The following is a 26,777-nucleotide window of genomic DNA, read 5'->3' as shown; positions in this document are numbered from 1 at the left end:
TTTTTATTTGTATTTTTTTATCTATTTATGGGCGAGCAATAAAACCAATTGCGTCATAAACCGACTTTAAAATCTTGTCAGCTTTTGCAGATGCTTTTTCAGCACCTTCACGCATTACCTGATCCAAAAATTCTTGGTCTTGACGGTATTCATGATACTTCTGCTGAATAGGTTCTAATAAAGCAACTACCGCATCAGCTACATCACCTTTCAAATGACCATACATTTTATCTTCATATGCTGGAACTAACTGCTCAACAGTCTTACCTGTTGCACATGACAATAACGACAACAAATTAGATACACCAGGCTTTTCTTCTAAGTTGTAATAAATGTTTGCTTGCTCATCTGAATCGGTCACTGCACGTTTAATTTTTTTAGTGATCTTTTTCGGGTCTTCTAACAAACCAATAAAGTTACCTGGATTATCGTCCGACTTAGACATTTTCTTATGAGGATCTAACAGGCTCATAACTCGCGCACCGTGTTCAGGGATGAAAGGGTCCGGCACGGTAAATGTGTCGCCATGAAGATTATTAAAACGAGTCGCTATATCACGGGCTAATTCTAAGTGCTGTTTTTGATCATCGCCAACCGGAACACGAGAAGCACCGTAAAGTAGAATATCGGCTGCCATCAATACTGGGTAAGTGAACAAACCAGAATTCATATTCGCTTCAGATTTTGCAGACTTATCTTTGTATTGTGTCATGCGATTTAATTCGCCCATTTGGGTATAACAATTTAATACCCAACTCAACTGAGCGTGTTGAGGTACATGAGACTGAATAAAAATAGTGCTCTTCTTAGGATCTACACCACAGGCTAAATATAACGCTAAACCATCTAGAGTCGCTTTTCGTAACTCGTCGGCTTTTGGGCGAACAGTGATAGCATGTTGATCAACTAGCATGTAATAACAGTCGTGATCATCTTGCATGCCTACCCATTGCTTTAAGGCACCAAGGTAATTACCGATAGTTAATTCACCTGATGGCTGACAGCCACTTAATACGATTGGTTTGCTCATAATATTTTTAAACCTTAAATATTGTTCTAATAGTGTACTAGTATTGTTCTATTTTAAATTAGTCTTGTTTTACAGTCGCCAGATTGTGACGCATATTATCAATAACTGTTTTGTAGTCATTCTCTGAAAAAATAGCTGATCCGGCAACAAACATATCAGCACCGGCAGCGGCTATTTCAGCAATATTATCAACTTTTACGCCGCCATCAATTTGTAAGCGAATGTCGCGACCACTTGCTTTGATTTTTTCTTTAACTAGCTTCAGCTTATCTAAAGTTGATGGAATAAAAGATTGGCCACCGAAACCTGGATTAACCGACATCAATAAAATGACATCAAGTTTATCCATAACAAAATCTAAAACCTGCAGCGGTGTTGCTGGGTTTAATACTAAGCCCGCTTTACAGCCATGATCTTTAATTAGTTGCAAAGTACGGTCAACATGATCACTGGCTTCAGGGTGGAAAGTAATAATATCTGCACCCGCTTTGGCAAAATCAGGAATTAAACTATCGACAGGCTTAACCATTAGATGCACGTCAATCGGTGCGGTAATGCCATAATCTCGCAATGATTTACAAACCATAGGACCAAACGTCAGATTAGGTACAAAGTGGTTATCCATTACGTCAAAGTGCACTACATCAGCACCAGCAGCTAAGACATTGGCTACATCGTCACCTAGGCGAGCAAAATCTGCCGATAGAATTGATGGAGCGATTAAAAATGAAGACATAATACTTTCCCTTTTTGGAATTAGCGCTACTTTACCTAATGACAGCGCTAGTTTGAAGAGATTTCGCGTTATTTACTGCGATTTTGTGTAAATATTAGCTAACACTCACCTCACATCTCTTGGATAAATCATCCGAATACCCTGATTTAAAGCATTGCACAGTTTTTGAACACAGCGCACTAAATAAGCGCAATATCTACTTCAGCTAATTTTTACTTTTATTTTTCTTTATTTTCTTATCCCTTTATAAACAAGGGGTATAGAGCCATTTCACAATAAAATTTGAGTTGGCATTTCAATTGCAACAATAAGCTCAGTTACTTTTTAAACTTTAAATCAATTATAAAAACATTAGGTGGAAATAAAATGAAAAAAGCAATCTCAGCAGCAATCCTAGCATCAACATTAACAATGACTGCAGGTTTATCAACATCAGCATTAGCGGTAGACGGTTTAAGTGCAAATGCAGCAGTTACAAGTAATTACCTATGGCGTGGACTTGAGCAAACAGGTGGTCAAGCAGCTGTGTCTGGTGGTATCGATTTTGAAAGCGAATCAGGATTTTATGTAGGTACTTGGGCATCTGACGCTAGTTGGGCTCCAGGCATGACTTATGAACTTGATTTTTACGGTGGGTTTAGCGGTAGCATCAGCGACAATATTGACTTTGATCTTGGTTTTATTTACTTCGCTTACCCAGATGAAACGTCTGGCGACGCAGATTTTGCAGAAGTTTATGGTAGCGTTTCGTTTAGTTCTTTAACGTTAGGAGTTGCTGTATTAGCTGAAGGCGAAGGCGCTGATGCAGGTGATTCAATTTATGCTTCAGCAGACTATAGCATTGCATTAGGTAATGATGCTGAAATAGCATTGCATGTGGGTTCTTATACTGGTGATTGGTTAGCTGAAGAATCAGTAGACTACGGAGCAAGCTTAAATAAAGACGGATTTACCTTCGGCGTTTCTGCAACAGATTTAGAAGATGATGACGTTAAAGTTTACGTGGCTTACGCTGTTGATATCGATTTATAATCGAATTGATTGATTTTAGAAAACGTGAATACATCGTATTCACGTTTTTTTTTGCCTAACAGGACGTTTCTCATCAATGTGAGCACAGCATTTTTATCTCTCGAAAATAACATTTTGAATACAAAATTATCATTTCAACTTTCAATGCAGCTTTTAAGTCAGCACTAATTTTTGGTTTTGCTAGTCATTGGTGTAATCTATAATTCTATAATTCAATAATTGATGCGTTGAGCGACAGGAAAAATAAGTGAATTTAAAAAATACAATTGCTAGCGTTGCCGCCGCTTTTTTCGGGGTTCAGAGTGATAAAAATAGAGAACGAGATTTTAGTCAGGGAAAATTTAGCCATTTCGTTATCGTTGGCGCAATTGCGGTAGTGCTGTTTGTATTAGCGTTAATTGCTATCGTAAATATGGTTTTACCTTAAACAACGGCGCTTTGCATTACGTACTTATTATTTAGCTTGGCTTATATAACGCCAACAGCTCGCTAACTTTGTTTCGAGTTCCGCCTTTTTGACTGATTGTTCTGGCCACTTTAACGCTTTTTAATTTGTCAGCATGTTCATATATTTTACGCGTCCAAATAGTATCGTGATTAGATATTAATACCGTAACATCTTTATCTCTTGTTACTTCTTCGGCGGCATTAGCTAAATCTGCCTGTTCGTCTAAACCAAAGCCATTGCCAGCATAACTGGTGAAACTTGCGGTTTTACTTAGTGGAACATAAGGTGGATCGCAGTAAATTATGTCACCGTCTTTTGCTCGTGCAAAAGTATCACGATAACTCTCACAAACAAACTCAGCGGTCTTTGCTTTCTCGGCAAAAGCGTATAGCTCCTTCTCAGGGAAATACGGGCGCTTATATTTACCGAAAGGGACATTATACCCCCCTTTTGAGTTATAACGACACAGACCGTTATAGCCATGCCTATTCATATACAAAAACAATAACGACCGTTGGTAAGGATCAGTTGTGGCGTTGAATTGCGCCCTTATTTGATAATATTCTTCGGCGACATTGAATTGTTCAGTGAAAATTTTGGCGGCATCATTAATAAACTTCTCTGGTTGCTGTTGCAATGTACGGTATAAGTTTATTAAATCGGCGTTAATATCATTGATTAAATATTGGTTGTAATGAGTATTAAGAAAGATAGAACCAGCACCAGCAAATGGCTCGATAAGACGAGCACCTTTAGGCAACATCTTTGCAATGGTATCGCTTAGTGAATATTTACCACCAGCCCATTTTAAAAAGGCTCTTTGCTTGTTGTTCATGTTGTTATTCTTATTACTGCTTGATAACAGGAGAGTTGAAGTGAATGAGTCTAGTTAACTAGACGCTAAATCACTAGCTTTAATTGTTCGAAGCTAATGTTATCAAAAATTTGAGTTTTGCCAATAGCAGTAGGAATTATCAAACGAATATTACCATCAATGTTCTTTTTATCGCGGCTCATATGTTCAATAAAGTGTTCGAAAGTCATCTCTTTTGGCGCTTCAACGGGCAAATCAAAATATGAAATCAAGCTGATAATTCTATCCACATCGTTTGCTGTCAAATAACCCAAATTAGCAGCTAAACGACTGGCTTGAACCATGCCGGTAGCAACGGCTTCACCATGAAGCCAAACTCCGTATCCCATCTGAGCTTCGATTGCGTGACCGAAAGTGTGACCTAGATTCAATAATGCTCGAACCCCAGACTCTCTTTCGTCTTCACTAACAATGTCTGCTTTTGCCTGACAACAACGTTGGATCATTTGTTGCAGTATGCTTGGATTTTGTTCTTTAATTGCTTCTTTATTTTGCTCTAACCAATCAAAAAACTCTATGTCACCTAAAATGCCATACTTTATCACTTCAGAGACACCGGCATTAAACTCTCTAACCGGCAGTGTATTAAGACTATCAATATCGATGATCACAGCTTTAGGTTGATAGAATGCACCTATCATATTTTTACCTAAAGGATGATTAACGGCAGTTTTGCCACCGACAGATGAGTCGACTTGCGACAATACCGTTGTCGGTATTTGAATAAAATCGACGCCACGTTGGTAACACGCTGCAGCAAAACCTGTAATATCACCGATAACACCGCCACCTAGAGCGATTAACGTAGTGTCTCGGCCGTGTTTGTTTGCTAACAAATGACTCATAATTAATTCAAAGTTAGCTAAATTCTTTTGAGCTTCACCATCTTTAATAATAATCACATCAACATCGAAACCCGCTAATGAGTGCTTTATTTTATCGATATACAAAGGTGCGACAACATCGTTACTGACGATACAGACTTTTTTGTTTTTAATATGACGAATTAGCGGGTTGCTGTTTAATAACAACCCTGCTTCGATATAGATGGGATAGCTGCGATTGGCTAATTGAACAATTAATTCAGCCATCAGAATTTAGAAATCCAATTTTTCTACGATCTTATTAGCAACAACTTTTGCTGATTGATCGTCAGTTTGAACAGTAACGTCAGCAATCTCTTCATAAAGAGGGTTGCGTTCAACCGCTAAATTTTCTAATACAGTACGAGGCTCTTCTTTGGTCTGTAATAATGGACGGCGACGGTCGCGTTGGGTACGAGCTACTTGCTTATCAATTGTCGTTTCAAGATAAACAACAATGCCACGAGCAGATAAACGGTTACGAATATGATCACTGATCACAGAGCCACCACCAGTCGCTAAGACAATACCTTGCATTTCGGTAAGGTCTTCAATGACAGTTTCTTCGCGTTTTCTGAAGCCGTCTTCGCCTTCAAGATCAAAAACCCACGCAATATCTGCACCGGTACGGCGCTCTATTTCTTGGTCTGAGTCAAAAAACTCAAGATGTAATTTGTCAGCCAATTCTCGGCCAATAGTGCTTTTACCAGCACCCATAGGACCTATCAGGAAAATGTTACGTTTTTCAGCCATGAGATTTCTTTAATACTCGAAAAAATTAGTTAACGAAATTGAGGACACTCCTCGAAAATTTTAAGGGCGCAATTATCGCAATTGTTTGGGGCAAATTGCAAGCATGCGCCTTAAAAAATCGTATTTGATAATATTTTGTTATAATTTTTCGGTAACGATTCTAGGTGTAACGAAAATAAGTAGCTCTTTTTTCTCGTTAAATTCAGATGTCGTTCTAAATAACCAACCTAAATATGGAATGTCGCCTAGGATTGGCACTTTAGACACAGAATTAATTACTTGTTGCTGGTAAATACCACCAAGAACAATGGTTTCACCATTATTCACCAACACTTGCGTACCAATTTCTTGGGTATCGATAGCCGTTGCTAAACCAGTACCTGTGGCAATAGTATCACCACGAGTATCTTGAGTAATGACTAGATCAAGAATGATACGATTATCTGGCGTAATTTGCGGTGTTACTTTTAAACCAAGTACCGCTTTCTTAAATGTTACCGTTGTTGCACCACTAGAAGCTGCTTGAACAAATGGAATTTCTGTACCTTGTTCAATGTATGCTTCTTTTTGATTTGATGTTGTAATTCTTGGGCTAGCGATTATTTCGCCTTTATTCTCTTGTTCCATTGCTGATAACTCGAGATCTAGAATCGTACCATCCGCTAATCGTGCAACCTGGAATGCAATCGCACCCGCTGGGTTTGCCACTGGTAAGTTAACGTTTAAGCGATCGTCAATCGACGGAATCACGCCTGAATTAGCAAGATCAGCGCCTTCTAAGCTACCGGAAGTTGAAGTGTCACCGCCGTTATGAGTCATCCCCCAACGTACGCCTAACTCTTCAGATATATTATCTTTTACCGTTACCATACGAGATTCAATAACAACCTGACGAATTGGAATATCAAGTACATTAATCATGCGCTTAATATCTTCAATTGACTTTGACGTATCACGAATCAATAACGTATTAGTACGTTCATCTACCGTTACGCTGCCGCGCTCAGACAGTAAACTAGTACCTTCGTTTTTCAATAAGTTAGAAAAATCCGATGCTTTGGCGTAGTTAATCTGAATGTATTCAGCATATAAAGGAGCAAGTTCAGCAACTTGCTGCTGTGCTTGTAGTTCTTTCGCTTCACGGGCAACTAGCTCATCGTTTGGCGCAATCATTAAGATATTGCCATCCATACGTTTGCCTAGCCCTTTAACTTTCAAAATGATATCTAAAGCTTGATCCCAAGGAACGCCATCTAAACGCAAAGTAATGTTGCCATTTACCGTGTCACTAGTTACTAAGTTAAAGCCATTGTAATCGGCAATAATCTGTAAAACTGTACGAATTGGAATGTCTTGGAAGTTTAGCGAGATTGCTTTACCGCTAAAGTCTTCACCATCTTCAAGATAAGATTTTTTCTCTTCTTTTTCTTTAACAGTTAAAGAAAAAATATTGTCTACTTGGTTATGCTCAAGCTCAAACGGTTTGCTTGTTGTAATTTCCAAGCGAGCATTGTTACCTTCTTTGAATGTTTCGATACTTGATACAATGGTGCCAAAATCAGTTACATCAAGCTTGTATAGAAGGTCATCCATAATATCAGTATTATGAAATTCAATTTGAATCTTGCCTAAATTTTCAGCAACATCAACGGCAGATTTACTGTCATCTAAAAACACCAATACTTGACCTATCTCAGCTTCACCTTTTCTAAAGTCAATGGCTTGAATGTTGTTGATAAAATCAGAATTAACGTCAGCTTGCGGGCTAGTTTTATCGAACGAAGATAAACTGTTTAATAAAATAACCAGCTTACCCTCAATAATTTCTGCTTGATAAAGCTTTAATTCATCTAGGAATATAGTTGCTTTGACTTTACCGGCAACTTGCTGCACATCAATGTACTTAATACCCGCATGATTAACTTGGGTATCGGCAAGTGGTGCTGCAAAGTTTTCAGCATCAAATTCAATCTCAATACGGGCAGGATCTGTAAAGGTCTTGATTTGAGGTTCGACAGTCAGTGCTTCTTCAAAGCCAAATGTAAATTCAACTTCATCAGCGAGCAAGGTATTGTAGTAGATATCATTTAGAGTGCCCTGAGCGGCACTAGTAAATGATGTCAACAACAACAATGTTGATAATAATACGCCAAGAACACCCTGCCCGGTATTGCTCTTTGATGTATGTTTTAAAGTACGACTAAACATTAATTCCCTTGCCCCTCTTGTTCAGAATCTATCATAGAAATGGTAGTTTCTCGTTCTACCCAACAGCCTGCGCCATCAGGTATTAATTCAACGATAATGATTTCTTCTTGGCCGACACTTGTAATGCGGCCGTTATATAAACCTAGGTAGCTTCCTATAGATACCCGATGTAACGTACTATCTGACGCTTCTATCAACGCCCAAATAATTCCTTTCTCACCTAAAGTTCCGCTCATGCCTAAACTTTCAAGTGCAAATTTTTCCAGTGGTTGCTTACGACGTCTTGGATCAGGGTGTAAACAATCAGACATCTGTTGCATTTTTTCTTGGATCGCTTCAGGTTTTGGTGCCACAAATGGGCTACGCAATGCAAATGCAGAATAATCAAAGTGATTAAACTCTGTTATTGACGGCATTGGTTCTACACGATTTGGCGTGTTGCTCTTAACCTGTTCAATATGGTCCTGTAGGTCGGTCATATCATCAAAACAAGCTGACAATAGCAGAACGGATAACAATACTAACTTACGCATTATTTGCCTGCCTCCCTATATTTATAGGTTTTAGCTTGTAATGTCAGACTTAAAGAGCCTTCCATTCCTTCAACGTTACCCTGAATATTAAAATCTTGTAATGTTACAATTCGCGGTAGACCCGATATCTTCGATACAAATTCACCAAAATCATGATAAGAGCCGGTTACTTCAACTTCTATCGGTAACTCAGTGTAAAATTCTTGTTCAATTTCTGGCTGCCAGTTTAACTTAACAAAACTTAATCTCGACGTTGTACCGACAAAGGTAATGTCATCTAATAGTCCTGGAGTTTCATGACTTTCAGGTAGACGTTTAACTTGTTTTGCAAAAAGTTCTTCGGCTTCTTCCATTTGTTCACGGAATAATTCTAAGTTTGCCGCCTTATAATATTTTGCCTGATATTCTGTTTTTAAAGCGACTTCTTCGCCGACTTCTTTGTCTAATTGAGTAATTTTATCGCTCACTAAAACATAAAACGCAAAATAGCCTACAAAAGCAACGAGTACTACAGACAGTACAATTTTTGCCGCTTTCGGCCATTGACCTATGTTGTTTAAGTCTAAATTATCAAATTGGGAAAGATCTAAATCCATTATCGCCCCCCGCTACTAACATTATTAAATTCTTCATCATCCAATAAACCTTGGATACGTAAGTTCATTTTAAAATGACTTAGTAACTTAGATGATTTTCCGGTATTGGTAATCGACTCAAGCTCAGCATCAGCAAGTAAATTCGAACTTTGAATTTCACGGATCATATTGGCTAAATGGTTATTCGACTCACTTTTACCTTCTAAGATAATTTCATTACCTTGTTTTTCCAGTTTCACTAGATAAACACCTGAAGGAACTATCTTGGCTATTTCGTCGAGTACTTGAGTACCTACATTACGACTTTTTTGTAACTGTTCGATTAACGTCATACGTTGAATCAAATCTTTTTTCTTTTCTTCTAGCGCTTTAATTTCTTCGATACGAGCATCAAGAATTTTAATTTCGTTGCTCAAATATTGGTTTCGAGCAATTTGGCCATCGATTTTCGCTTGATAAACCTGGCTAACCAAAAAGACAGATAAAAAGCTTAGTAAGCCCAATAACATTAAAATCGAGAAGAATTGTTGTTGTTTCAGCCGTTGCGCTTCTTCACGCCACGGCAATAGATTTATATGTGGCATGGTGAAAAACTCCTCATCGCAAGTCCCGACGCCACCATCAATTGCGGTGCAACAAGTGCTAATGCTTGTTCGTTGATTTGCTCACTGATAACCATGTCGTTAAATGGATTGGCAATAACAGTGTGAATACCCAACTCAGCGGTAAGTAACTCTTGTATGTTTTCAAGTCCAGCGGTACCGCCTGATATAACTAAGTAATCAAGTTTATCTTTGCCACTAAACGTTAAATACATTTGTATTGCGCGACGGATTTGCTGAATTAAGGTCGTTTGGAAAGGCGCTAATACTTCAAAAGTGTATGTAGGAGGTAAATCTCCAGAAAGTTTTTGTTGCTCCGCTTCTTCAAAAGTTTTGTTGTAATAACTAACAATTGAGCGGGTGTATTGCTCGCTACCAAATAACTGATCTCGAGTATAAATATTATTGCCGTCTTCGGTCACGGTAAACAAAGTCATCGTTGCGCCAATATCGATATAAGCGACGGTTTTATCTGCAGCATCGTCTGGCAGCATTGGTATACATAGGCTAGAAGCTCTTGATAAAGCATATGACTCAACATCAACAACTTTAGTATGGAATCCGCCAGCATCAAGTGCTGCTACACGAGCTTCGATGGTCTCTGTACGAACGGCACTCAATAAAACATTTACTTTTGATGGATCTGATTCATTTACATCAAGCTTTTCAAAGTCAATGCTTACTTCATCAAGAGGGTATGGAATTAAACTATCTGCTTCAATTTCTATTTGGCTGGCAAGTTCATCATCATTTAATGAAACATCCATATAAATAGTTTTGGTAATCACTGTTGACCCAGAAACGGCAACGCTTGCATTTTGAACTGAAGAGAGAATCTTTTTGCGAATTTTGCGAACAACAGCTCCCACCGCTTCGATATCATGTACCTTGCGATCGACTACTGCACCTTTTGGCATGGGTTCTACTGCATATGCGTCAAGTTGGTAACCGCCGTTGCTCTTACTAATAAGAACGGCTTTCACTGAGTGGGAACCGATATCGATTCCTACCATCATGGACGCATTTTTATTCCATAACTTACTAAGCATAACTTCCTGTGATTATTCTTATTTTTCTTATTTATACACAATATAGCTAAAAAAATACATTTATTACACTAATTAAATAGATATACTGTTAATAATTAATTAACTTTTTCGATTTTTGGTCCAATTTTGTGAAAATATTCAAACGACTTTTTCAATTATCATTACTCGGTGGTTTAGCTGTCACTATCGTTATTGGCGGGTTTTATCTGAATATGAAAGGTGATTTACCTAGTGTTGAAGTACTAAAAGATGTACAACTTCAAATTCCGATGCAGATTTATAGTAAAGATAGTGAATTAATTTCACAATTTGGTACTAAAAGACGTATTCCAGTGAAATTAGAAGATATGCCACAACAGTTGTTAAACGCATTTTTAGCGACTGAAGATAATCGATTCTATGAACATTTTGGTGTTGACCCTATTGGTATGACACGAGCAATTATCGGTCAAATTACCGGTAATGATGCTGGTGGTGCAAGTACAATTACCATGCAAACAGCGCGAAATTTTTTCTTAACCAGAGAAAAAACTTATATCCGTAAGCTGCGTGAAATATTTATTTCACTGCACATGGAAAGCCTATTAACCAAAGACGAAATACTCGAATTATACTTAAATAAGATTGAGTTATCTCATCGAGCCTTTGGTGTTGGCGCGGCTGCGCAGGTTTATTATGGTAAAGAGTTAAAAGATTTAACTTTGGGTGAGATGGCCGTTATCGCGGGCCTTCCTAAAGCACCAAGCTATTACAACCCAATCAGTAATCCTGAACGAGCAAAATTTCGTCGAACCACCGTACTACAGCGCATGTTAGTAAGTGGTTACATCACTGAAGATGAATATAACACGGCAAACAACGAAGAAATATTTACTAAACGTCATGGCGTTGATATTGAATTAAGCGCGCCATACATTGCTGAGATGGCCCATAAAAAAGTCGTTGATATGTATGGTACAACTGATGCTTATGCTAAAGGACTCAAAGTATATACGACCGTATCAGGAAAGATGCAAAGAGCTGCTGAACAAGCGGTTATTGGCAACATATATGCGTATGATGAACGCCATGGTTATCGCGGTCCAATTAAACGTTTATGGCTAACGGAAGATGATAAAAATTATTTACTAGCGCAAAAGCAAAAGCAATTATCAGAGAATGACTATGAAAAATTCGAAGATAGCTTAGCGGATGTTCAACAACAGCCATTGGAAAATACTGAAATAGTTGAGCAAATTAGTTCGACAAAAACCTACCAAGATTTAATTGTAGCCGCAGTAATGAAAGTAAACGAACAGTCTGCTGACATAGTCTTGGGCGATGGCCAGCAGGGTGTTATTAATTGGAAGCAAATGCATTGGGCAAGATCATACATAGATGATAGTAGCCAGGGGTCGGCACCTAAAAAAGCCAAACAAATACTAACTGTTGGCGATTTAATTTATGTGAAGAATGTACCTGTGGAAGAGCTTGCTGACGACTCTCAATCAGCTGAAGGCTCTCTATCTGTTGAAGACTCTTTAACCGCTGGCCCGCCGAAACAATATCGATTAAGTCAGTTACCTGATGTATCAGCGGGATTGGTCGCTATATCTCCTGACAATGGTGCAATCTTAGCAAGTGTTGGCGGCTATAGTTTTAGCCAAAGCCAATTCAATCGAATCACTCAAGCGAATCGACAAGTAGGCTCAAATATTAAACCATTTGTTTATTCAGCAGCACTAGATAGTGGGTATACTTTAGCGTCAATTATTAACGATGCACCGATTAACCAATGGGATAAAAGTTCAGGTTTCGCGTGGCGTCCAAAAAACTCTCCGGCAATTTATGAAGGACCGTTAAGAGTTAGAACAGGTTTAGCAAAATCTAAGAACGTAATGTCTGTTCGATTACTTCGCGGTATGGGGTTAAAGCACCTTATCTCTTACTTAGAACGCTTCGGTTTTGATTCCGAAGCTCTACCTAAAAATGAGTCTTTAGCATTAGGTTCGGCATCAATGACACCGATGCAGGTAGCTACTGGTTATTCAGCATTTGCTAATGGTGGTTATTTAGTGACTCCTTATGTAATCGAGCGAATTGAAGATAGCGAAGGTGAAGTACTCTATCAAGCCGAACCATTGCAAGCTTGTTATGAATGCGAACAAGCGCAACTCGATTATGCGCAAAGTTTTGATACTCTTGATGATGCAGATGTTGAATTGATTACAGCTAAAATAGCGCCAAGAATTATTAGTCGGGAAAACGCTTTTTTAGTCACAGACATGATGAATTCAGTTATTTGGGGCGGCGGCGGTGACTGGTCTAAAGGGACTGGTTGGAGCGGTACAGGATGGCGTGCAAAAACATTAAATAGAAGAGATCTTGCTGGTAAAACAGGTACCACAAACGAATCGAAGGACGCCTGGTTTAGCGGTTTTAGTCGACGCTTAGCGACTTCTGTTTGGATTGGCTTTGATAACCCAAATCGAAATTTAGGGCGCAGTGATGTAAACCGTAATTTAGGTCGAAATCAAACGGCAGGCGGTGAAGCTGGAGCCAATGCAGCTCAGCCTTCATGGATTAAATTTATGGAAACCGCATTGACTGAATTTCCTGCCGAACCATTTGAACAACCAGAAGGCGTTATTTCAATAAGGATCGATAAAAAGACCGGTAAACGTACAAATAGATCAGATAAAACAACACGCTTTGAGTTCTTTAAAAAGGGAACAGAGCCTACACAATGGGTGACTGAAGATAACGTAGATGATATTTTAGACAACAAAGTAGAAGAAACCGAAGAAGAGCTATTTTAGACAACTTAGATATTAAACTTAGACAATAGATTGATATTATACAACACAAAAAATACATTAAAGTATTGTGTGTGATTTTCATTTCAGGGGAAACGTATGAATAATAATTTGAAGCTGATAGCCGTCGCTATCGCGATGTCACCAGCACTAGCATTTGCCGAAGAAGCACCAGCCGAAGAAGAACCAAAACTTTGGTCGGGTGACGTTGATTTAGGCTATGTTAACCTATCAGGCAATACCAATGAGACAACGACAAGTGGACAAATACATGTAGTTCGCGAAAATGCGCCTTGGAAATTCGTTGCCCATTTTGAAACCATATACTCTGAAGCTGAAGACGTTAAGACCGCTGAAAAATATGATGCCTACACTCGCTTAGAATATAACTATTCAGACAATAAATATGTATTCGGTCGCTTGTCTTACAGCATCGATAAATTTAGTGGGTTTGATGACCAATATACTGCAACCGCAGGTTTAGGTTGGAATCTATACAAAGAAGAAACGTTAGATTGGGATGTTGAAGCAGGTCTCGGTTATCGTGTGGCGAATGTGGAAGATCCCCTAATTGCTGAAGACGAAGAAGAATCAATTTTTCGTTTATCAACGTTATTAAAGTGGAAATTTTCAGAAACCGCTGAATTTGTGCAATTGCTTAGTACGGAAATGGGTGCTGATAACACCATCTCAGTGTCTGAATCGGCAATAAAAGTCCAAGTAATTGGCGCGGTATCATTCAAGCTAGCTTATTTAGTGAAATACACCGAAGAAGTTCCTGTTGGTATTGAACACAGTGATAAAACTACATTGGCGAGCATAAATTACTCGTTCTAATTAATTTATCCTCCCTAATGAGCAATAAAAGGAGACATCAGTCTCCTTTTTTATTCACTTTATATTCAATTTTTTATTCGCTAAACATTTAACCGTAAATCTGCTTTTTAAAAACCTCACTCAAGCGCTCTAAAATTCCTAACCACCTCAAAAATAAGAGCATTTGCTCTACAAAAAAGTAGTGATTAATTTAACTATTTTGCAACAAAGCACTAGACCTTGATTAAAAATTAAGTAATTCTAGAACAGGAAGTAACCTAAAAATAAATATAAATGCGCTAAATCTGCCACTTCCTTCGAATAACCTCGATGTAGATTTGATGTACGTATGACGGCAAAGAGAATTCTTTGTCGGAAAAATAATAAAAACAAACTACGGAAATTAGAGACATCGAATAAAGATGTATCTTGTCCTTCTTTCTGTATTTTCTTACGCTAAAAAAGCAAAAGGAGATGTCGAGTGAAAAGACGTAACCTGAGTTGGCTGTTATTGGGAAGCTTAATTTCCAGTTCAGCTTGGGCAACTGATATGCCATTAAACTTGACTAAAGGTGTGACTGACGTCAGCCAAGAAGTTTATGACTTGCATATGTTAGTAATGTGGATCTGTACAGCAATTGGTATTGTTGTTTTTGGTGCCATGTTCTGGTCAATGATTTTCCACCGTAAATCAAAAGGCGCGAAAGCCGCCGATTTTCATGAAAGCACTAAAGTTGAAATACTTTGGACTGCAATTCCAATCGTTATACTTATCGGTATGGCATGGCCTGCAACCACTACATTAATCGCGATGGAAGACAATAGTAATTCAGAAATTACTATTCAAGTTACTGGCTCGCAGTGGAAATGGCATTACAAGTACTTCGATCAAGGTATCGAATTCTACAGTGTATTAACAACACCGAAATCACAGTTTGATAATCGCGACGGGGAAGGCGATGTTAAAACTGAAAACTATTTATTAGAAGTTGATAATCCAGTTGTCATTCCTGTTAATCGCAAAGTGCGTTTCTTAATAACTTCAGACGATGTAATCCATTCTTGGTGGGTTCCAGCTTTTGCGGTTAAACAAGATGCAAACCCTGGTTTTATCAATGAGGCTTGGACTAAAGTTAACGAGCCAGGCATTTATCGCGGCCAGTGTGCTGAACTTTGTGGTAAAGACCACGGTTATATGCCAATTGTTGTCGATGTTCGTAGCGAAGTTGATTATGAGCGTTGGGTCAATGAACAGAAAATCGCCAAGACTAAAGCCGCAGAAGCGGAAGCGGCATCACTTAATGCTAACCTATCGATGGATGAGTTAATGGCGCTAGGTGAATCTACTTACACTGCACATTGTGCAGCATGTCACCAAGCAAACGGTCAAGGTTTACCACCAGCATTCCCAGCGTTAAAAGGTAGCGCAATTGCTATAGAGTCAGACAAACTTGAAGAGCATATTAACGTTGTCTTCCATGGTCGTCCTGGCACGGGTATGCAAGGTTACGGTAAACAACTTAGCTTAAAAGAAATCGCCGCTGTTGTTACCTACGAGCGCAATGCTTGGGACAATAACTCAGGTGATGCAGTACAAGCTGCTGATGTGAACGCTACTGCAGGTGGAGCAAATACTGCACCGCCAGTTGCTGATGCGCCAGAAGCGGAGCAACCAGCTGCCGAGGTTAATACTGAAGAAACTGCAGCAGTAGATATGTCTGACTTATCGATGGATGAGTTAATGACCAAAGGTGAAGAAGTTTACATGGCAAAATGTGCAGCTTGTCACCAAGCATCCGGTGCAGGAATGCCACCAGCTTTCCCTGCTCTAAAAGGCAGTGCAATGGCCCTAGGCGATGTTAATGCTCACATTAGCATGGTTGTCGACGGTAAACCTGGTACAGCAATGATGGGCTTTGCTGCTCAGCTAACTCCACAGGAGATGGCCGCTGTAATTACTTATGAACGCAATGCTTGGGGTAACGCCACTGGCGATATGGTTCAAGCTAAAGACGTAGCAAAATAAGGGGGATTGATTATGACTACTGCAACAGATTCGCTAGATCATCATGACGACGATCATCATGATCATAAAATGACCGGCATAAAACGCTGGTTATACACAACCAACCATAAGGATATTGGTTCCCTTTACCTTTGGTTCTCATTCATCATGTTATTAACCGGTGGCGCAATGGCCATGGTTATTCGCGCTGAATTATTCCAGCCAGGTCTACAAATTGTAGAACCTGATTTCTTCAACCAAATGACCACAGTACATGGTTTAATTATGGTATTCGGTGCCATCATGCCTGCATTTACAGGTTTGGCAAACTGGATGCTACCAATGATGATTGGTGCTCCAGATATGGCGTTACCACGATTAAATAACTGGTCATTCTGGATTTTACCATTTGCCTTTAGCATCTTGTTAGCGTCGTTGTTTATGGAAGGTGGTGGTCCAAACTTTGGTTGGACATTCTATGCACCATTATCAACAACCTATTCAAATGGTAGTACTGCATTCTTCGTGTTTGCTGTTCATATTATGGGTATCTCATCAATTATGGGTGCGATTAATATTGTCGTAACTATTATGAACTTGCGCGCTCCAGGTATGACTTACATGAAAATGCCATTGTTTGTTTGGACATTCTTCATTACTGCATACTTACTGATCGCTGTTATGCCAGTGCTCGCCGGTACGGTAACTATGGTATTGACTGATACCTACTTCGGCACATCATTCTTTGATGCCGCAGGTGGTGGTGATCCGGTCATGTTCCAGCATATCTTCTGGTTCTTTGGTCACCCTGAAGTTTACATTATGATATTGCCTGCTTTTGGTATCGTCTCAACAACAATTCCAGCTTATACGCGTAAGAAGCTGTTTGGTTACAGCTCAATGGTATATGCAACGGCTTCTATTGCTTTCCTTTCGTTTATCGTATGGGCTCACCATATGTTTACAACGGGTATGCCACTAGCCGGCGAATTATTCTTTATGTATTGCACCATGCTAATCGCGGTGCCCACCGGCGTTAAGGTGTTTAACTGGGTGGCAACAATGTGGCAAGGTTCAATGACCTTTGAAACATCAATGTTGTTCTCTATCGCTTTTGTGATTTTATTCACAATCGGTGGTTTCTCTGGCCTGATGCTAGCGATGACACCAGTGGATTTCCAATATCATGATACTTACTTTGTTGTCGCTCACTTCCATTACGTATTAGTAACGGGCTCACTATTTTCTATCTACGCAGGTGCTTATTACTGGTTACCTAAGTGGACAGGTCATATGTACGACGAGAAACTAGGTAAATTACATTTTTGGTGTTCACTGATTTCAGTAAACATATTGTTCTTCCCAATGCATTTCTTAGGTCTTGCAGGTATGCCTCGTCGTATCCCTGACTATGCATTGCAATTTGCTGACTTCAATAAGTGGGTAAGTATTGGCGGCTTCTTATTTGGTTTATCGCAATTGATCTTCCTTTACTTGGTGATCAAATGTATCAAAGGTGGCGAAAAAGCACCGGCGAAGCCATGGGACGGCGCAGAAGGTTTAGAATGGACGGTGCCTTCACCTGCTCCATACCATACTTTCTCAACACCACCAGAAATTAAGTAATTAGGGAAAACTCATGGATAAAGATAACGCACAACCATTAGATAAGAACGTCAAGAAAGGCGTGGCGAAGTTAGTCGCTACCGTTTTTGCCATGTTTGCTTTTGGTTTTGCGTTAGTGCCTTTATACGATGTGTTTTGTGATATTACCGGGTTAAATGGCAAAACAGCAACGACTGCCGCTGCTGTTAATGAGAATGGCATAGACACTTCAAGAACTGTCAAAGTTCAATTTATCAGCCGCACAGCACAGGGTGCTGCTTGGCAATTTGAACCTGAGATGAATTCAATTGAAGTGCATCCCGGTGAAATGAAATTTGTAAAATTTTACGCAAAAAATGAATCAGGACGTCATGGCGTTGCACAAGCAGTGCCATCGGTGTCTCCAGGCCAGGCGGCAAACTATTTTCAAAAAATTGAGTGTTTCTGTTTTAATCAGCAACCTCTCGATAGTGAAAATGAAGTATGGATGCCTCTACAGTTTTATGTAGACCCTGAACTACCTGCAGATATCACCGAGCTAACATTGTCATACACCTTGTATGACATCACTGAAAAAGCTCAGTCTTAGATAATAATAACGCGTAGGGGAAAAACTAATGACAACAAAAGAATACGAAAGTTATTACGTACCAGCTCAGAGTAAATGGCCAATTGTCGGTGCCGTTGCATTATTCTTGATTGCAATTGGTGCGGGAAGTTATGTAGGCAACCTTAAAACCGGTGACGGATATGGCGGTTGGATTTTACTTGCCGGTATTGCCATGGTTATCTACATGGTGTTTGGCTGGTTCAACAATGTAATCGATGAATCAATGGCGGGTAAATACAGTGCACAAATGGATAATTCATTTCGACAAGGAATGAGTTGGTTTATCTTTTCAGAAGTAATGTTTTTTGCCGCGTTTTTTGGCGCTTTACTATACGCTCGTGTGCTATCAGTGCCATGGCTAGGTGGTGAAGGTAATAACCTAGAAACCTTCCAGGTATTATGGCCAGAATTCCAAGCAGCGTGGCCACTAACGGTAACGCCAGCAGGAGATACGACAGAAGCTATGGGGTGGAACGGTTTACCGCTTTATAACACCATTTTATTATTAACCTCATCATTTACTGCTCATTTTGCTCATGTAGCGTTAGAGAACGGTAACCGAGGTAAGATTAAAATATGGTTAGGGCTTACTGTTTTATTAGGCTTAGCATTCTTAACATTGCAAGTTGAAGAATATATCCATGCTTATTCTGAAATGGGCTTAACCATTGCAAGTGGCATATACGGTAATACCTTCTATATGCTTACTGGATTCCACGGTCTACACGTAACCTTAGGTACCATCATGCTTATAGTGATGTTATGCCGAGTGTTCAAAGGCCACTTTACCGCAGACAATCACTTTGCCTTCCAAGCAGCAAGTTGGTACTGGCATTTTGTTGATGTGGTATGGGTACTATTATTTGTATTCGTTTACATTATTTAAGAAAGCGTTAAAAATAAAATGGCCATGCAATCGCATGGCCTTTTTTAACTGTTTTTTTAATTGACTAGGTTTTTAAATAGGTTTTTAAATAGGTTTTTTAACCAAGAATTTAATCAATTAAAAAGATTAATAAGGTCTCGGGTTTGGCGTAATAAGCCCCGTCGCAATACCAATTAATAAAATTAATACAATTAATGCCGAAAACATAACCCGACGACCAATGTATTTAGACATAGGTGGTTTGTCAGGATCGTTTTTATTCATCATCACCATGGCTCGAAACAGGTTATAAATCATTATCACCAATAAAGTGATAATAACAATTTTATAAATCAATGTTTGCTCCTTTATTTAAGTTGTATACCAATTGAAGTAATTATGAGAGCTATTTTAGCTAAGGAAAAATGAATTAATACAAGGCATAAAATATTATAAGTAGTTAATCTTACTAAAATATTTTATAACGCAGTAGTCATTTATTTTAACCAGATAAAATGATCAGAGAATTACTTCACTTGGTATCTATATGAGCGATAGAACATTTAACACCACTGAATTCTTAAAATCTTGGCGACTGTCCTGGGTAGTATTTACCTTGCTTGTATTTTTTGCATTAATCAAGCTTTGCCTTTGGCAATATCAACGTGGCGTGGAAAAACAACATAGACTTGAGCGCATTGAAAGTATTAACAATGGCGATGCGAACCCTTTAGCCGACACATTACAAAACTTTGAGACAACGCAGCTTAATGATATTGCAGTCATTATCGATGGCGACTTTGACAATCGCTTTCAGTTTCTTCTCGATAACCAAACCAACAATGGCAAACTCGGCTATAAAGTGTTTCAAGTATTTTTCGATTCACTCTCTAAAAAACACTTATTGGTTAACTTAGGATGGATAGAAGGAAGCATCGATAGAAACTTTATTCCGACCTTAAAAACCTTCTCTGGTCGACAAAAGCTTCGCGGCAACATCCGATTTATTGAACAAGGTGTTGTTTTAACTGAACAAGTTTTAAGCAATGAAAGTTGGCCAATGCGTCTGCAGCAAATTGAGCCGGAAAAAATATCACAACTAATTAACATCGACCTCTTGCCCTTTGCCGTTTACTTAGATACAAAAGAAGATGTCGGTTATAAAAAAAATTGGCAACCTGTAGTAATGCCCCCTGAAAAACATCAAGGATATGCATTGCAATGGCTAACATTGGCCATCGCTTGGCTCAGTTTAATGCTCTGGGCCAGCATCAAAAATTATAAAACAAACTTATACAAAAATAATAATAGGTAAGTTATGACCAACGAGAAAACAAAATCACGTCGCAGTTTGATACTGTTATTATCAGTATTTATTATTCCTGTGGTTTTAGCTAAATTAGCTCTCACTAATCAGTGGTTCAATGAAGGTGTCACTAATCAAGGGACACTGGTTGAAGGTGAACTAACGCTTGCGAACATTGGCATTGCCGTACCAGAAAATAAGCAATGGCTCGTTATCTACTCGGTACCGGAAAATTGTGATGACAAATGTATACAAGCTCTTAAAGGTATTGAAAACACCTACTTGGCTCTAGGTCGAGAAACACCAAGAGTGACGCCGGTTGCTTTAACTCGTTCACCTTTTAATGCCGAACAATTGCAATCTTTAGACAACAATCATTGGCAATTTAAAACCACCAATGCTGAAGCATTGAAGCAATTACCTCCTGGCCAAATTTACGTTTCAGATCCACTTGGCAATATCATGCTTAATTACCAGCAACCACAAAACGCAGAAGAAATTCCTGCGTTTGGCAGAGGCATGCTTAGTGACATGAAAAAATTATTGAAATATTCGAGGATTGGATAATGCATAGCACTCGAAAATTAGTTTTTATTTCGATTCTCTTAGCCTTGGTAGTTATTACCCTCGGCGCTTATACACGATTAACCGATGCCGGTTTAGGATGCCCGGACTGGCCGGGTTGTTATGGCTTTCTTGACGTACCAAATACCACTGAAAAAATTCAGCAAGCTGAGTCTGCATTTCCTGAGCGACCAGTAGAGCCGGAAAAGGCATGGAACGAAATGATCCATCGCTATTTTGCTGGCACATTAGGATTATTTATTGCCGCAATTTTCCTACTGGCATTTAAAAATAGAGATCAAGGCACGCCTTTATATCTGCCTTTATTTTTATTAATAACAGTTATATTTCAAGCTGCCCTTGGCATGTGGACGGTGACAATGGGTCTAATGCCTATTGTGGTAATGGGGCATTTGCTTGGTGGCTTTGTGACTTTGTGTTTACTGTATCTGATGTATTTGCGGATGACGCCTTATCGAATACCAGGCGGCGACTATAGCCTAAAAAAATATCGAAACTGGGCAATTATTGGCATTTTAATATTAACAGTACAGATTGCTTTAGGTGGCTGGACTTCAAGTAACTATGCTGCACTTTCTTGTGTTGAATTACCTATTTGCCAAGGGGATTGGGCTGAGCAGCTCACGTTTAGCAACTCATTCGATCCAATACCGCCTGAGCATAAGAGTTATGAATTTGGCATTTTGAACCAAGCTGAACGTATTACTATTCATGTGGCCCATCGTTTTGGCGCGATTATCACAACGGTATTTTTATTGTGGTTAGCAATTAGCGTAATGAGAAATGCACAATCAAGTTTCTTTAAAAACAATGCGTCTATGATTATCACCATTTTAACTGTGCAAGTAGGGCTAGGGATCAGCAATATTGTCTTTACATTACCTTTAGCTGTTGCGGTAAGCCATAACGTTGTGGCGGCGTTATTGATGCTTAGCCTTATTACCTTAGCGTACAGTCTTAAGCGAAAAATTTAGGAAACTAATTTAGGAACCTTTATGAGCGAATCAAACGAACAATCAATATCTCTAGAGCAAATTGATAACAGCAAAGTATCATGGCGTGAATATTACGAGATCACCAAACCTAGAGTAGTTGCCTTATTAGTTCTTACTGCATTGGTTGGCATGAGCTTATCGGTTCCGGGTGCTATACCATGGCAAGTATTACTGCCATCTATGTTAGGTATCGGTCTTTTGTCATCTGCGGCCGCTGCCATAAACCATATTGTCGACCAACGTATTGATGCCATTATGGCACGTACCCATAACCGCCCGCTCCCTAACGGTCGCATCTCAAATAAGAATGCAATCACTTTCGCTGCGGCGTTGTCAATCATTGGTTTTACCATGTTATATGTGATGATTAACCCATTAACGGCATGGTTAACCTTATCTGGTTTAGTCGGCTATTCTGTGGTTTATACCATGTACTTAAAACGTGCGACACCGCAAAACATTACCATTGGCGGTTTAGCTGGTGCCATTCCGCCGCTTTTGGGATGGACAGCAATGACTAATGAAGTGCACCCGCATGCGTTACTTCTTGTGTTATTAGTGTTTGTTTGGACACCGCCACATTTTTGGGCGTTAGCAATTCATCGCCGCGACGATTATGCCAAAGTCAATGTGCCTATGCTGCCTGTTACCCACGGTATCAATTTTACTAAAACACAAATTTTACTGTATACCATATTGCAATTCGTGGTTGGTTTAATTCCATATTTAGTTGGTATGAGTGGCTGGATATATTTGATTGGTGCTTGTGTGCTTAACTTAGCCTTCTTTGCTTATGCATGGAAGTTAAAGTTCAATCCTGAAAGTGATACAGCAATGAAAACATTTCGATTTTCGATCGTACATTTAATGGTGTTATTCATTGTATTATTAGCCGATCACTACATCATTCCAGCGATCGCTTAGTACTATCAATTTAAACAAATGCAAAACAACGATTAACAAGTATGAACAAAACAAAGGGTCAAATTTAGCACCATGAACAAAATTCTTATTATCATTTTGGCTGTCGTAGCAGCAGCCATTGGCGCCCTTGTTTATCAAACACAAATCAGTAATCAGCAACCTGAACATGCTTTGCTGTATTCCACGCCTCGTACGTTGACTAATTTTGAGTTAACCGATCATAACAACCAAGCGTTTGGCAATGAGCAATTAATTGGCAAATGGACGATATTCTTCTTTGGCTATACTTCCTGCCCCGATATTTGCCCGGTAACCTTGCAAGAAATTAACTATATTTATCCTGAGTTAAAAACGCTCACCAACGACAATATGCAAATCGCTTTTGTTAGCGCCGATCCTAATCGCGACACGGTAGAAAAATTAAATGGCTATATTCGTTACTTCAACGAGGAGTTCGTTGCCTTGCGCGGCGGTCATGACAAGCTGTTTCCGTTTGCTCGAAATTTAGGATTAATGTATGCCATCACCGATGATACGACTCAAGATTATTATATGGTTAATCATAGTGCATCTTTAGTGATGACAAATCCTAAGGGGCAAATACAGGCGATTTTCAAACCTATTCAACAAGACCCCACGCAGATACCAAGTATCGACTCAAAAACGCTGTTAGCCGACTTTAAAATTATCCATGCAAAACTAAACTAATTAGCTAAAGCCAACATAATCATTAGAGTTTTTAAATTAATCGATGGCTATAGCCTTGAAAACTTGTATTTAAGGCCCTATGTATCCTTACAACTGAAGATTTTCATCAATAATTTAACCGCAATACAAAAGCAACTAGCAATGATTGCGCGATTATTGATAAAATCACAACAATTACAGATTCAAAAGAGCAGATTAAGATGGGCAGAGCATATCAAAACCGTAAAGAGTCAATGGCAAAAACCGCTGGTGCTAAAACCAAGGTTTATTCTAAATACGGTAAAGAAATTTACGTTGTCGCAAAAAATGGCGGCCTAGACCCAGATGGTAACTTAGCGCTTCGCCGTTTAATCGAAAAAGCGAAAAAAGATCAAGTACCAACACACGTTATTCAAAATGCTATCGACAAGGCTAGTGGCGCAGGTGGTGAAAACTATGAACCAGCACGTTATGAAGGCTTTGGTCCAGGTGGCTTTATGGTAATTGTTGACTGCTTAACAGATAATCCAAACCGTACGATAAAAGACGTTCGTCAAGCATTTACCAAAACCGATTCAAAAATTGGTGGTCCAGGTTCGGCAGCATTTATGTTTGATCATGTGGCAATATTTTGTTTCAAAGGTGACGACGAAGAAGCTGTGCTTGAAGCATTAATGATGGCTGACGTCGACGTTACTGACGTTGAGTGTGAAGACGGCATCATCACAGTGACAGCGCCTCATACTGAATATTTCGCAACTAAGACAGCATTAACAGACGAATACCCAGATGTTACTTTGGAAGTTGATGAAATCACTTGGAACCCACAAGATTACAAAGAAATCAGTGGTGAAGACGACCTGAAAATGTTCGATAAGTTTATGGATATGCTTGAAGATAGCGATGATGTACAAAACATCTATCACAACGCTGAAGTTGTTCGTGATTAATTTTTAAAAGATTAAATCGACTACAATTTAATTACTATAAGAGCCGCTTTAAATAGCGGCTTTTTTGTATCTATATTTTTACACAATTTTTACGATATCAAATTGTTAAACTGATACGTTAGCATAATCAACGCCGTATTGAGTAAGGATCTCAACTTCCTCATTAATGATACTTTGAAAGAGTTCGCTACCATGGACACGGTCTATGTATGCACTCACTTTTGGCCATTTATGTTGATCACAATTAAATTTACAATGACGCATCAACACAAAAATTCCGCCTACCGACAAATCCGCCAAAGTCATTGTATCGCCGACCAAATAATCATCCGCTAATTCTTTTTCTAGATAGCTGAAGATATCTGGAATTTCTTGGTTTATAGCCAAATCAATATCTTCTTGTAAGCGAGCACGATTAAAAAAGGCTTGTGCCAAAAACACCTCAGCAAATAGATGACCACCAATAGCAGGGATCATTACGGTACTGGCATAAGTATTAAACCAATTAGCTCGCGCAGCTAACAAATTATCATTAGGTAATAACGCAGATTGTGGAAATTCACGCTCAATAAAATCGATGATGACGTCAGAATCAGTAATGTAGTTGCCGTCAATAAACATTAACGGTACCTTACCTGTCGGCGAATTTTCAGTGAACTCTGCAGGTTTTTCTGGGCTAAATGGGAATACGGGTATTTGAGTATATTCTATCCCTTTAAACGCCAACGCTAATCTAACTTTACGAACGTATGGTGACGGCTCTGCGCCATATAAAATAATATTTCTCATTTGTTTAATCCTTATACCAAGAGCCATCTTTATTCGGCACAAACCAAGGCTTTGAATACCAATAATATCGGCCAGGTTTTGAAATGCTCGGTGCAGTACAATTTACTCGCTGTCTACCGGCAGCGAAAGTGGTGTCAAAATTCATGGTAAAGCCATTGTTATCTTTGTGCCATTTCACCTCTGCCTGTCCTTTTCCGGCGACAAAACAAGCAAGCATTGTTGGATAAAAGTCATCTACTTTAAGCTCAACATTGGTGTCGATTGGATTATTGGCATCAACGACGGTTGAAGAGCGTTGCGTTTGTTGCGATAACTCAAAAGCTACCGAGTTTAATTTATCTTTTAACGGTGCAAGTTGGTCATAAGGCATAGATGCCGGAAAACGAGGAATCGCCGTAAGATCTGTGGAATCACCAACAGGGCCTGATTGTTGAGTAACAACAGCGTAACCAAGATCGGCTAATTTCTGTTGAGCAATTGGCGTATATTCACCATAAGGAAGGGCAAAATATTTCCAGCTTTGTCCTGTTTGCTGTTCAATAATTTCTTCCGATTGTTGCAACTCAGTCAGCTTTTGTTCAAGCCAATCGTCAGCATTAGTGCCTGCTGGCACTTTTATTAGTGAATCATGCTTCAAACCATGGTTTGCAATTAACACTCCTTCATCTGACATTTGCTTTATCTGCTGCCAGTCGAGGTAGATGCCGGGTTTATTAGGAACAGAGTCAGGATTAATAAACATGGTGTATGGAAAGCCATATTTCTTTAGCAACGGGTGGCCGTTATAAAGGATATCGCTATAGCCATCGTCAAAAGTGATAACAATGGTTTTATCCGCTAATGGCTTTTTCGCCTTTAAGCTGTCAATCATTTCGTTTAGAGGAATAACGGTAAAACCATTATCTTTTATGTATTGTAGGTGCTTTTCAAATTGTTTTGGAGAAATTGAAGTGCTTTTTGGCGTCGACTCACTGACGTGGTGATAAACCAGTACCACCGTTGCCTGACTGACATTAGAAAAAAATAACATACAAGTACTAAAGCAAAATAGGTAAAACGAAGATCTCATAAATACTCACAAAGATTAATTTAGTTACGTTTTATGATAGCCTATGGATAAC

The 26,777-nt window shown here is 39.1% G+C and carries 27 protein-coding genes; 14 read left to right on the top strand and 13 right to left on the bottom strand.

From position 1 onward, the window contains the following. Positions 1–25 precede the first annotated feature (25 nt). A complete protein-coding gene (gene trpS / locus LT090_RS01010) occupies positions 26–1,030 on the bottom strand; it encodes a tryptophan--tRNA ligase (RefSeq protein WP_068547225.1) in 1,005 nt (334 codons plus the stop codon). Positions 1,031–1,088: 58 nt separating this feature from the next. Continuing rightward, the gene (rpe, locus tag LT090_RS01005; protein WP_068547226.1) at positions 1,089–1,766 is read right to left on the bottom strand and encodes a ribulose-phosphate 3-epimerase; all 678 of its coding nucleotides are present in this window, start codon (positions 1,764–1,766) and stop codon (positions 1,089–1,091) included. Positions 1,767–2,132: 366 nt separating this feature from the next. Here rpe and LT090_RS01000 point away from each other — a divergent pair, with 366 nt between their 5' ends. Further along, positions 2,133–2,798 carry a TorF family putative porin gene (locus LT090_RS01000; RefSeq protein ID WP_068547227.1) on the top strand — a complete coding sequence of 222 codons (666 nt, stop codon included), beginning with the start codon at positions 2,133–2,135 and terminating at the stop codon, positions 2,796–2,798. A gap of 247 nt (positions 2,799–3,045) precedes the next feature. Then, on the top strand, positions 3,046–3,225 hold the full coding sequence (locus LT090_RS00995) for a DUF2970 domain-containing protein (protein ID WP_068547228.1): 180 nt from the start codon (positions 3,046–3,048) through the stop codon (positions 3,223–3,225). Between the two features lie 31 nt (positions 3,226–3,256). On the opposite strand, the gene LT090_RS00990 is transcribed toward LT090_RS00995, so the two are convergent. The 8 genes from LT090_RS00990 to LT090_RS00955 all read right to left on the bottom strand — a co-directional run bounded on the left by LT090_RS00990 (position 3,257) and on the right by LT090_RS00955 (position 10,724). Continuing rightward, on the bottom strand, positions 3,257–4,081 hold the full coding sequence (locus LT090_RS00990) for a Dam family site-specific DNA-(adenine-N6)-methyltransferase (RefSeq protein WP_068547229.1): 825 nt from the start codon (positions 4,079–4,081) through the stop codon (positions 3,257–3,259). Positions 4,082–4,146: 65 nt separating this feature from the next. Then, on the bottom strand, positions 4,147–5,214 hold the full coding sequence (gene aroB, locus LT090_RS00985) for a 3-dehydroquinate synthase (RefSeq protein WP_198360700.1): 1,068 nt from the start codon (positions 5,212–5,214) through the stop codon (positions 4,147–4,149). 3 nt (positions 5,215–5,217) lie between these two features. Further along, positions 5,218–5,736: a shikimate kinase AroK gene (gene aroK / locus LT090_RS00980; protein WP_068547231.1), complete on the bottom strand. Its 519-nt coding sequence runs from the start codon at positions 5,734–5,736 to the stop codon at positions 5,218–5,220. A 138-nt stretch (positions 5,737–5,874) separates the two neighbouring features. Further along, positions 5,875–7,944, bottom strand: a complete 2,070-nt coding sequence (locus LT090_RS00975; RefSeq protein ID WP_068547232.1) for a type IV pilus secretin PilQ — start codon at positions 7,942–7,944, stop codon at positions 5,875–5,877. Next, positions 7,944–8,477 (bottom strand): pilus assembly protein PilP, encoded by a 534-nt coding sequence (locus LT090_RS00970; protein WP_068547233.1) that lies wholly within the window; start codon positions 8,475–8,477, stop codon positions 7,944–7,946. Before LT090_RS00970 ends, LT090_RS00975 begins: the two co-directional genes overlap by 1 nt. Further along, positions 8,477–9,073 (bottom strand): type IV pilus inner membrane component PilO, encoded by a 597-nt coding sequence (locus tag LT090_RS00965; RefSeq protein ID WP_068547234.1) that lies wholly within the window; start codon positions 9,071–9,073, stop codon positions 8,477–8,479. The genes LT090_RS00970 and LT090_RS00965 overlap by 1 nt, the downstream gene beginning before the upstream one ends. Further along, on the bottom strand, positions 9,073–9,657 hold the full coding sequence (locus tag LT090_RS00960; RefSeq protein WP_068547235.1) for a PilN domain-containing protein: 585 nt from the start codon (positions 9,655–9,657) through the stop codon (positions 9,073–9,075). The genes LT090_RS00965 and LT090_RS00960 overlap by 1 nt, the downstream gene beginning before the upstream one ends. Next, the gene (locus LT090_RS00955; RefSeq protein WP_068547236.1) at positions 9,645–10,724 is read right to left on the bottom strand and encodes a pilus assembly protein PilM; all 1,080 of its coding nucleotides are present in this window, start codon (positions 10,722–10,724) and stop codon (positions 9,645–9,647) included. Before LT090_RS00955 ends, LT090_RS00960 begins: the two co-directional genes overlap by 13 nt. Before the next feature lie 128 nt (positions 10,725–10,852). Here LT090_RS00955 and LT090_RS00950 point away from each other — a divergent pair, with 128 nt between their 5' ends. The 6 genes from LT090_RS00950 to LT090_RS00925 all read left to right on the top strand — a co-directional run bounded on the left by LT090_RS00950 (position 10,853) and on the right by LT090_RS00925 (position 19,441). Further along, positions 10,853–13,522 carry a penicillin-binding protein 1A gene (locus LT090_RS00950; protein ID WP_068547237.1) on the top strand — a complete coding sequence of 890 codons (2,670 nt, stop codon included), beginning with the start codon at positions 10,853–10,855 and terminating at the stop codon, positions 13,520–13,522. A gap of 96 nt (positions 13,523–13,618) precedes the next feature. Next, positions 13,619–14,356, top strand: a complete 738-nt coding sequence (locus LT090_RS00945) for a DUF481 domain-containing protein (protein ID WP_068547238.1) — start codon at positions 13,619–13,621, stop codon at positions 14,354–14,356. 529 nt (positions 14,357–14,885) lie between these two features. Continuing rightward, the gene (gene coxB, locus LT090_RS00940; RefSeq protein WP_068547272.1) at positions 14,886–16,361 is read left to right on the top strand and encodes a cytochrome c oxidase subunit II; all 1,476 of its coding nucleotides are present in this window, start codon (positions 14,886–14,888) and stop codon (positions 16,359–16,361) included. Positions 16,362–16,430: 69 nt separating this feature from the next. Then, entirely contained in the window at positions 16,431–17,966 is a 1,536-nt protein-coding gene (gene ctaD, locus LT090_RS00935; RefSeq protein WP_226996553.1) for a cytochrome c oxidase subunit I, read from the top strand. 13 nt (positions 17,967–17,979) lie between these two features. Further along, positions 17,980–18,534: a cytochrome c oxidase assembly protein gene (locus tag LT090_RS00930; RefSeq protein ID WP_068547240.1), complete on the top strand. Its 555-nt coding sequence runs from the start codon at positions 17,980–17,982 to the stop codon at positions 18,532–18,534. Positions 18,535–18,562: 28 nt separating this feature from the next. Then, a complete protein-coding gene (locus tag LT090_RS00925) occupies positions 18,563–19,441 on the top strand; it encodes a cytochrome c oxidase subunit 3 (protein ID WP_068547241.1) in 879 nt (292 codons plus the stop codon). Between the two features lie 126 nt (positions 19,442–19,567). Here the strand turns inward: LT090_RS00925 and LT090_RS00920 are convergent, their stop codons facing one another. Beyond that, complete coding sequence (locus LT090_RS00920; RefSeq protein ID WP_068547242.1) at positions 19,568–19,777, bottom strand: DUF2909 domain-containing protein; 210 nt, start codon at positions 19,775–19,777, stop codon at positions 19,568–19,570. Positions 19,778–19,967: 190 nt separating this feature from the next. Here LT090_RS00920 and LT090_RS00915 point away from each other — a divergent pair, with 190 nt between their 5' ends. The 6 genes from LT090_RS00915 to LT090_RS00890 all read left to right on the top strand — a co-directional run bounded on the left by LT090_RS00915 (position 19,968) and on the right by LT090_RS00890 (position 24,867). After that, a complete protein-coding gene (locus LT090_RS00915) occupies positions 19,968–20,735 on the top strand; it encodes an SURF1 family protein (protein WP_068547243.1) in 768 nt (255 codons plus the stop codon). A 3-nt stretch (positions 20,736–20,738) separates the two neighbouring features. Next, positions 20,739–21,293 carry a hypothetical protein gene (locus tag LT090_RS00910; RefSeq protein WP_068547244.1) on the top strand — a complete coding sequence of 185 codons (555 nt, stop codon included), beginning with the start codon at positions 20,739–20,741 and terminating at the stop codon, positions 21,291–21,293. Continuing rightward, positions 21,293–22,285 (top strand): COX15/CtaA family protein, encoded by a 993-nt coding sequence (locus LT090_RS16910; protein WP_068547245.1) that lies wholly within the window; start codon positions 21,293–21,295, stop codon positions 22,283–22,285. The genes LT090_RS00910 and LT090_RS16910 overlap by 1 nt, the downstream gene beginning before the upstream one ends. Positions 22,286–22,306: 21 nt before the next feature. Further along, positions 22,307–23,230, top strand: coding sequence for a heme o synthase (gene cyoE, locus LT090_RS16905; RefSeq protein ID WP_068547246.1), 924 nt, complete (start codon positions 22,307–22,309; stop codon positions 23,228–23,230). 72 nt (positions 23,231–23,302) lie between these two features. Further along, entirely contained in the window at positions 23,303–23,938 is a 636-nt protein-coding gene (locus LT090_RS00895) for an SCO family protein (RefSeq protein ID WP_068547248.1), read from the top strand. Between the two features lie 200 nt (positions 23,939–24,138). Beyond that, entirely contained in the window at positions 24,139–24,867 is a 729-nt protein-coding gene (locus LT090_RS00890) for a YebC/PmpR family DNA-binding transcriptional regulator (RefSeq protein WP_068547250.1), read from the top strand. Positions 24,868–24,972: 105 nt separating this feature from the next. Here LT090_RS00890 and LT090_RS00885 read toward each other — a convergent pair whose 3' ends face one another. Beyond that, positions 24,973–25,656, bottom strand: coding sequence for a glutathione S-transferase family protein (locus LT090_RS00885; RefSeq protein ID WP_068547252.1), 684 nt, complete (start codon positions 25,654–25,656; stop codon positions 24,973–24,975). 4 nt (positions 25,657–25,660) lie between these two features. Beyond that, a complete protein-coding gene (locus LT090_RS00880; protein WP_157726648.1) occupies positions 25,661–26,686 on the bottom strand; it encodes a polysaccharide deacetylase family protein in 1,026 nt (341 codons plus the stop codon). Positions 26,687–26,777 lie beyond the last annotated feature (91 nt).

The organism is Thalassotalea crassostreae, from assembly GCF_001831495.1.
In the GTDB taxonomy this organism is placed as follows: domain Bacteria; phylum Pseudomonadota; class Gammaproteobacteria; order Enterobacterales; family Alteromonadaceae; genus Thalassotalea_A; species Thalassotalea_A crassostreae.
Note: the sequence above shows the minus strand (reverse complement) of the source record. Positions and strands in the feature narration are given on the sequence as shown.

What these genes read in the sequence shown, in the direction of transcription:
- trpS (WP_068547225.1), bottom strand. Translation starts at nt 1,030, where the DNA reads ATGAGCAAACCAATCGTATTAAGTGGCTGTCAGCCATCAGGTGAATTA.
- rpe (WP_068547226.1), bottom strand. Translation starts at nt 1,766, where the DNA reads ATGTCTTCATTTTTAATCGCTCCATCAATTCTATCGGCAGATTTTGCT.
- LT090_RS01000 (WP_068547227.1), top strand. Translation starts at nt 2,133, where the DNA reads ATGAAAAAAGCAATCTCAGCAGCAATCCTAGCATCAACATTAACAATG.
- LT090_RS00990 (WP_068547229.1), bottom strand. Translation starts at nt 4,081, where the DNA reads ATGAACAACAAGCAAAGAGCCTTTTTAAAATGGGCTGGTGGTAAATAT.
- aroK (WP_068547231.1), bottom strand. Translation starts at nt 5,736, where the DNA reads ATGGCTGAAAAACGTAACATTTTCCTGATAGGTCCTATGGGTGCTGGT.
- LT090_RS00975 (WP_068547232.1), bottom strand. Translation starts at nt 7,944, where the DNA reads ATGTTTAGTCGTACTTTAAAACATACATCAAAGAGCAATACCGGGCAG.
- LT090_RS00970 (WP_068547233.1), bottom strand. Translation starts at nt 8,477, where the DNA reads ATGCGTAAGTTAGTATTGTTATCCGTTCTGCTATTGTCAGCTTGTTTT.
- LT090_RS00965 (WP_068547234.1), bottom strand. Translation starts at nt 9,073, where the DNA reads ATGGATTTAGATCTTTCCCAATTTGATAATTTAGACTTAAACAACATA.
- LT090_RS00960 (WP_068547235.1), bottom strand. Translation starts at nt 9,657, where the DNA reads ATGCCACATATAAATCTATTGCCGTGGCGTGAAGAAGCGCAACGGCTG.
- LT090_RS00955 (WP_068547236.1), bottom strand. Translation starts at nt 10,724, where the DNA reads ATGCTTAGTAAGTTATGGAATAAAAATGCGTCCATGATGGTAGGAATC.
- LT090_RS00945 (WP_068547238.1), top strand. Translation starts at nt 13,619, where the DNA reads ATGAATAATAATTTGAAGCTGATAGCCGTCGCTATCGCGATGTCACCA.
- coxB (WP_068547272.1), top strand. Translation starts at nt 14,886, where the DNA reads ATGCCATTAAACTTGACTAAAGGTGTGACTGACGTCAGCCAAGAAGTT.
- ctaD (WP_226996553.1), top strand. Translation starts at nt 16,431, where the DNA reads ATGACCGGCATAAAACGCTGGTTATACACAACCAACCATAAGGATATT.
- LT090_RS00930 (WP_068547240.1), top strand. Translation starts at nt 17,980, where the DNA reads ATGGATAAAGATAACGCACAACCATTAGATAAGAACGTCAAGAAAGGC.
- LT090_RS00925 (WP_068547241.1), top strand. Translation starts at nt 18,563, where the DNA reads ATGACAACAAAAGAATACGAAAGTTATTACGTACCAGCTCAGAGTAAA.
- LT090_RS00915 (WP_068547243.1), top strand. Translation starts at nt 19,968, where the DNA reads ATGAGCGATAGAACATTTAACACCACTGAATTCTTAAAATCTTGGCGA.
- LT090_RS00910 (WP_068547244.1), top strand. Translation starts at nt 20,739, where the DNA reads ATGACCAACGAGAAAACAAAATCACGTCGCAGTTTGATACTGTTATTA.
- LT090_RS16910 (WP_068547245.1), top strand. Translation starts at nt 21,293, where the DNA reads ATGCATAGCACTCGAAAATTAGTTTTTATTTCGATTCTCTTAGCCTTG.
- cyoE (WP_068547246.1), top strand. Translation starts at nt 22,307, where the DNA reads ATGAGCGAATCAAACGAACAATCAATATCTCTAGAGCAAATTGATAAC.
- LT090_RS00895 (WP_068547248.1), top strand. Translation starts at nt 23,303, where the DNA reads ATGAACAAAATTCTTATTATCATTTTGGCTGTCGTAGCAGCAGCCATT.
- LT090_RS00890 (WP_068547250.1), top strand. Translation starts at nt 24,139, where the DNA reads ATGGGCAGAGCATATCAAAACCGTAAAGAGTCAATGGCAAAAACCGCT.
- LT090_RS00885 (WP_068547252.1), bottom strand. Translation starts at nt 25,656, where the DNA reads ATGAGAAATATTATTTTATATGGCGCAGAGCCGTCACCATACGTTCGT.
- LT090_RS00880 (WP_157726648.1), bottom strand. Translation starts at nt 26,686, where the DNA reads ATGTTATTTTTTTCTAATGTCAGTCAGGCAACGGTGGTACTGGTTTAT.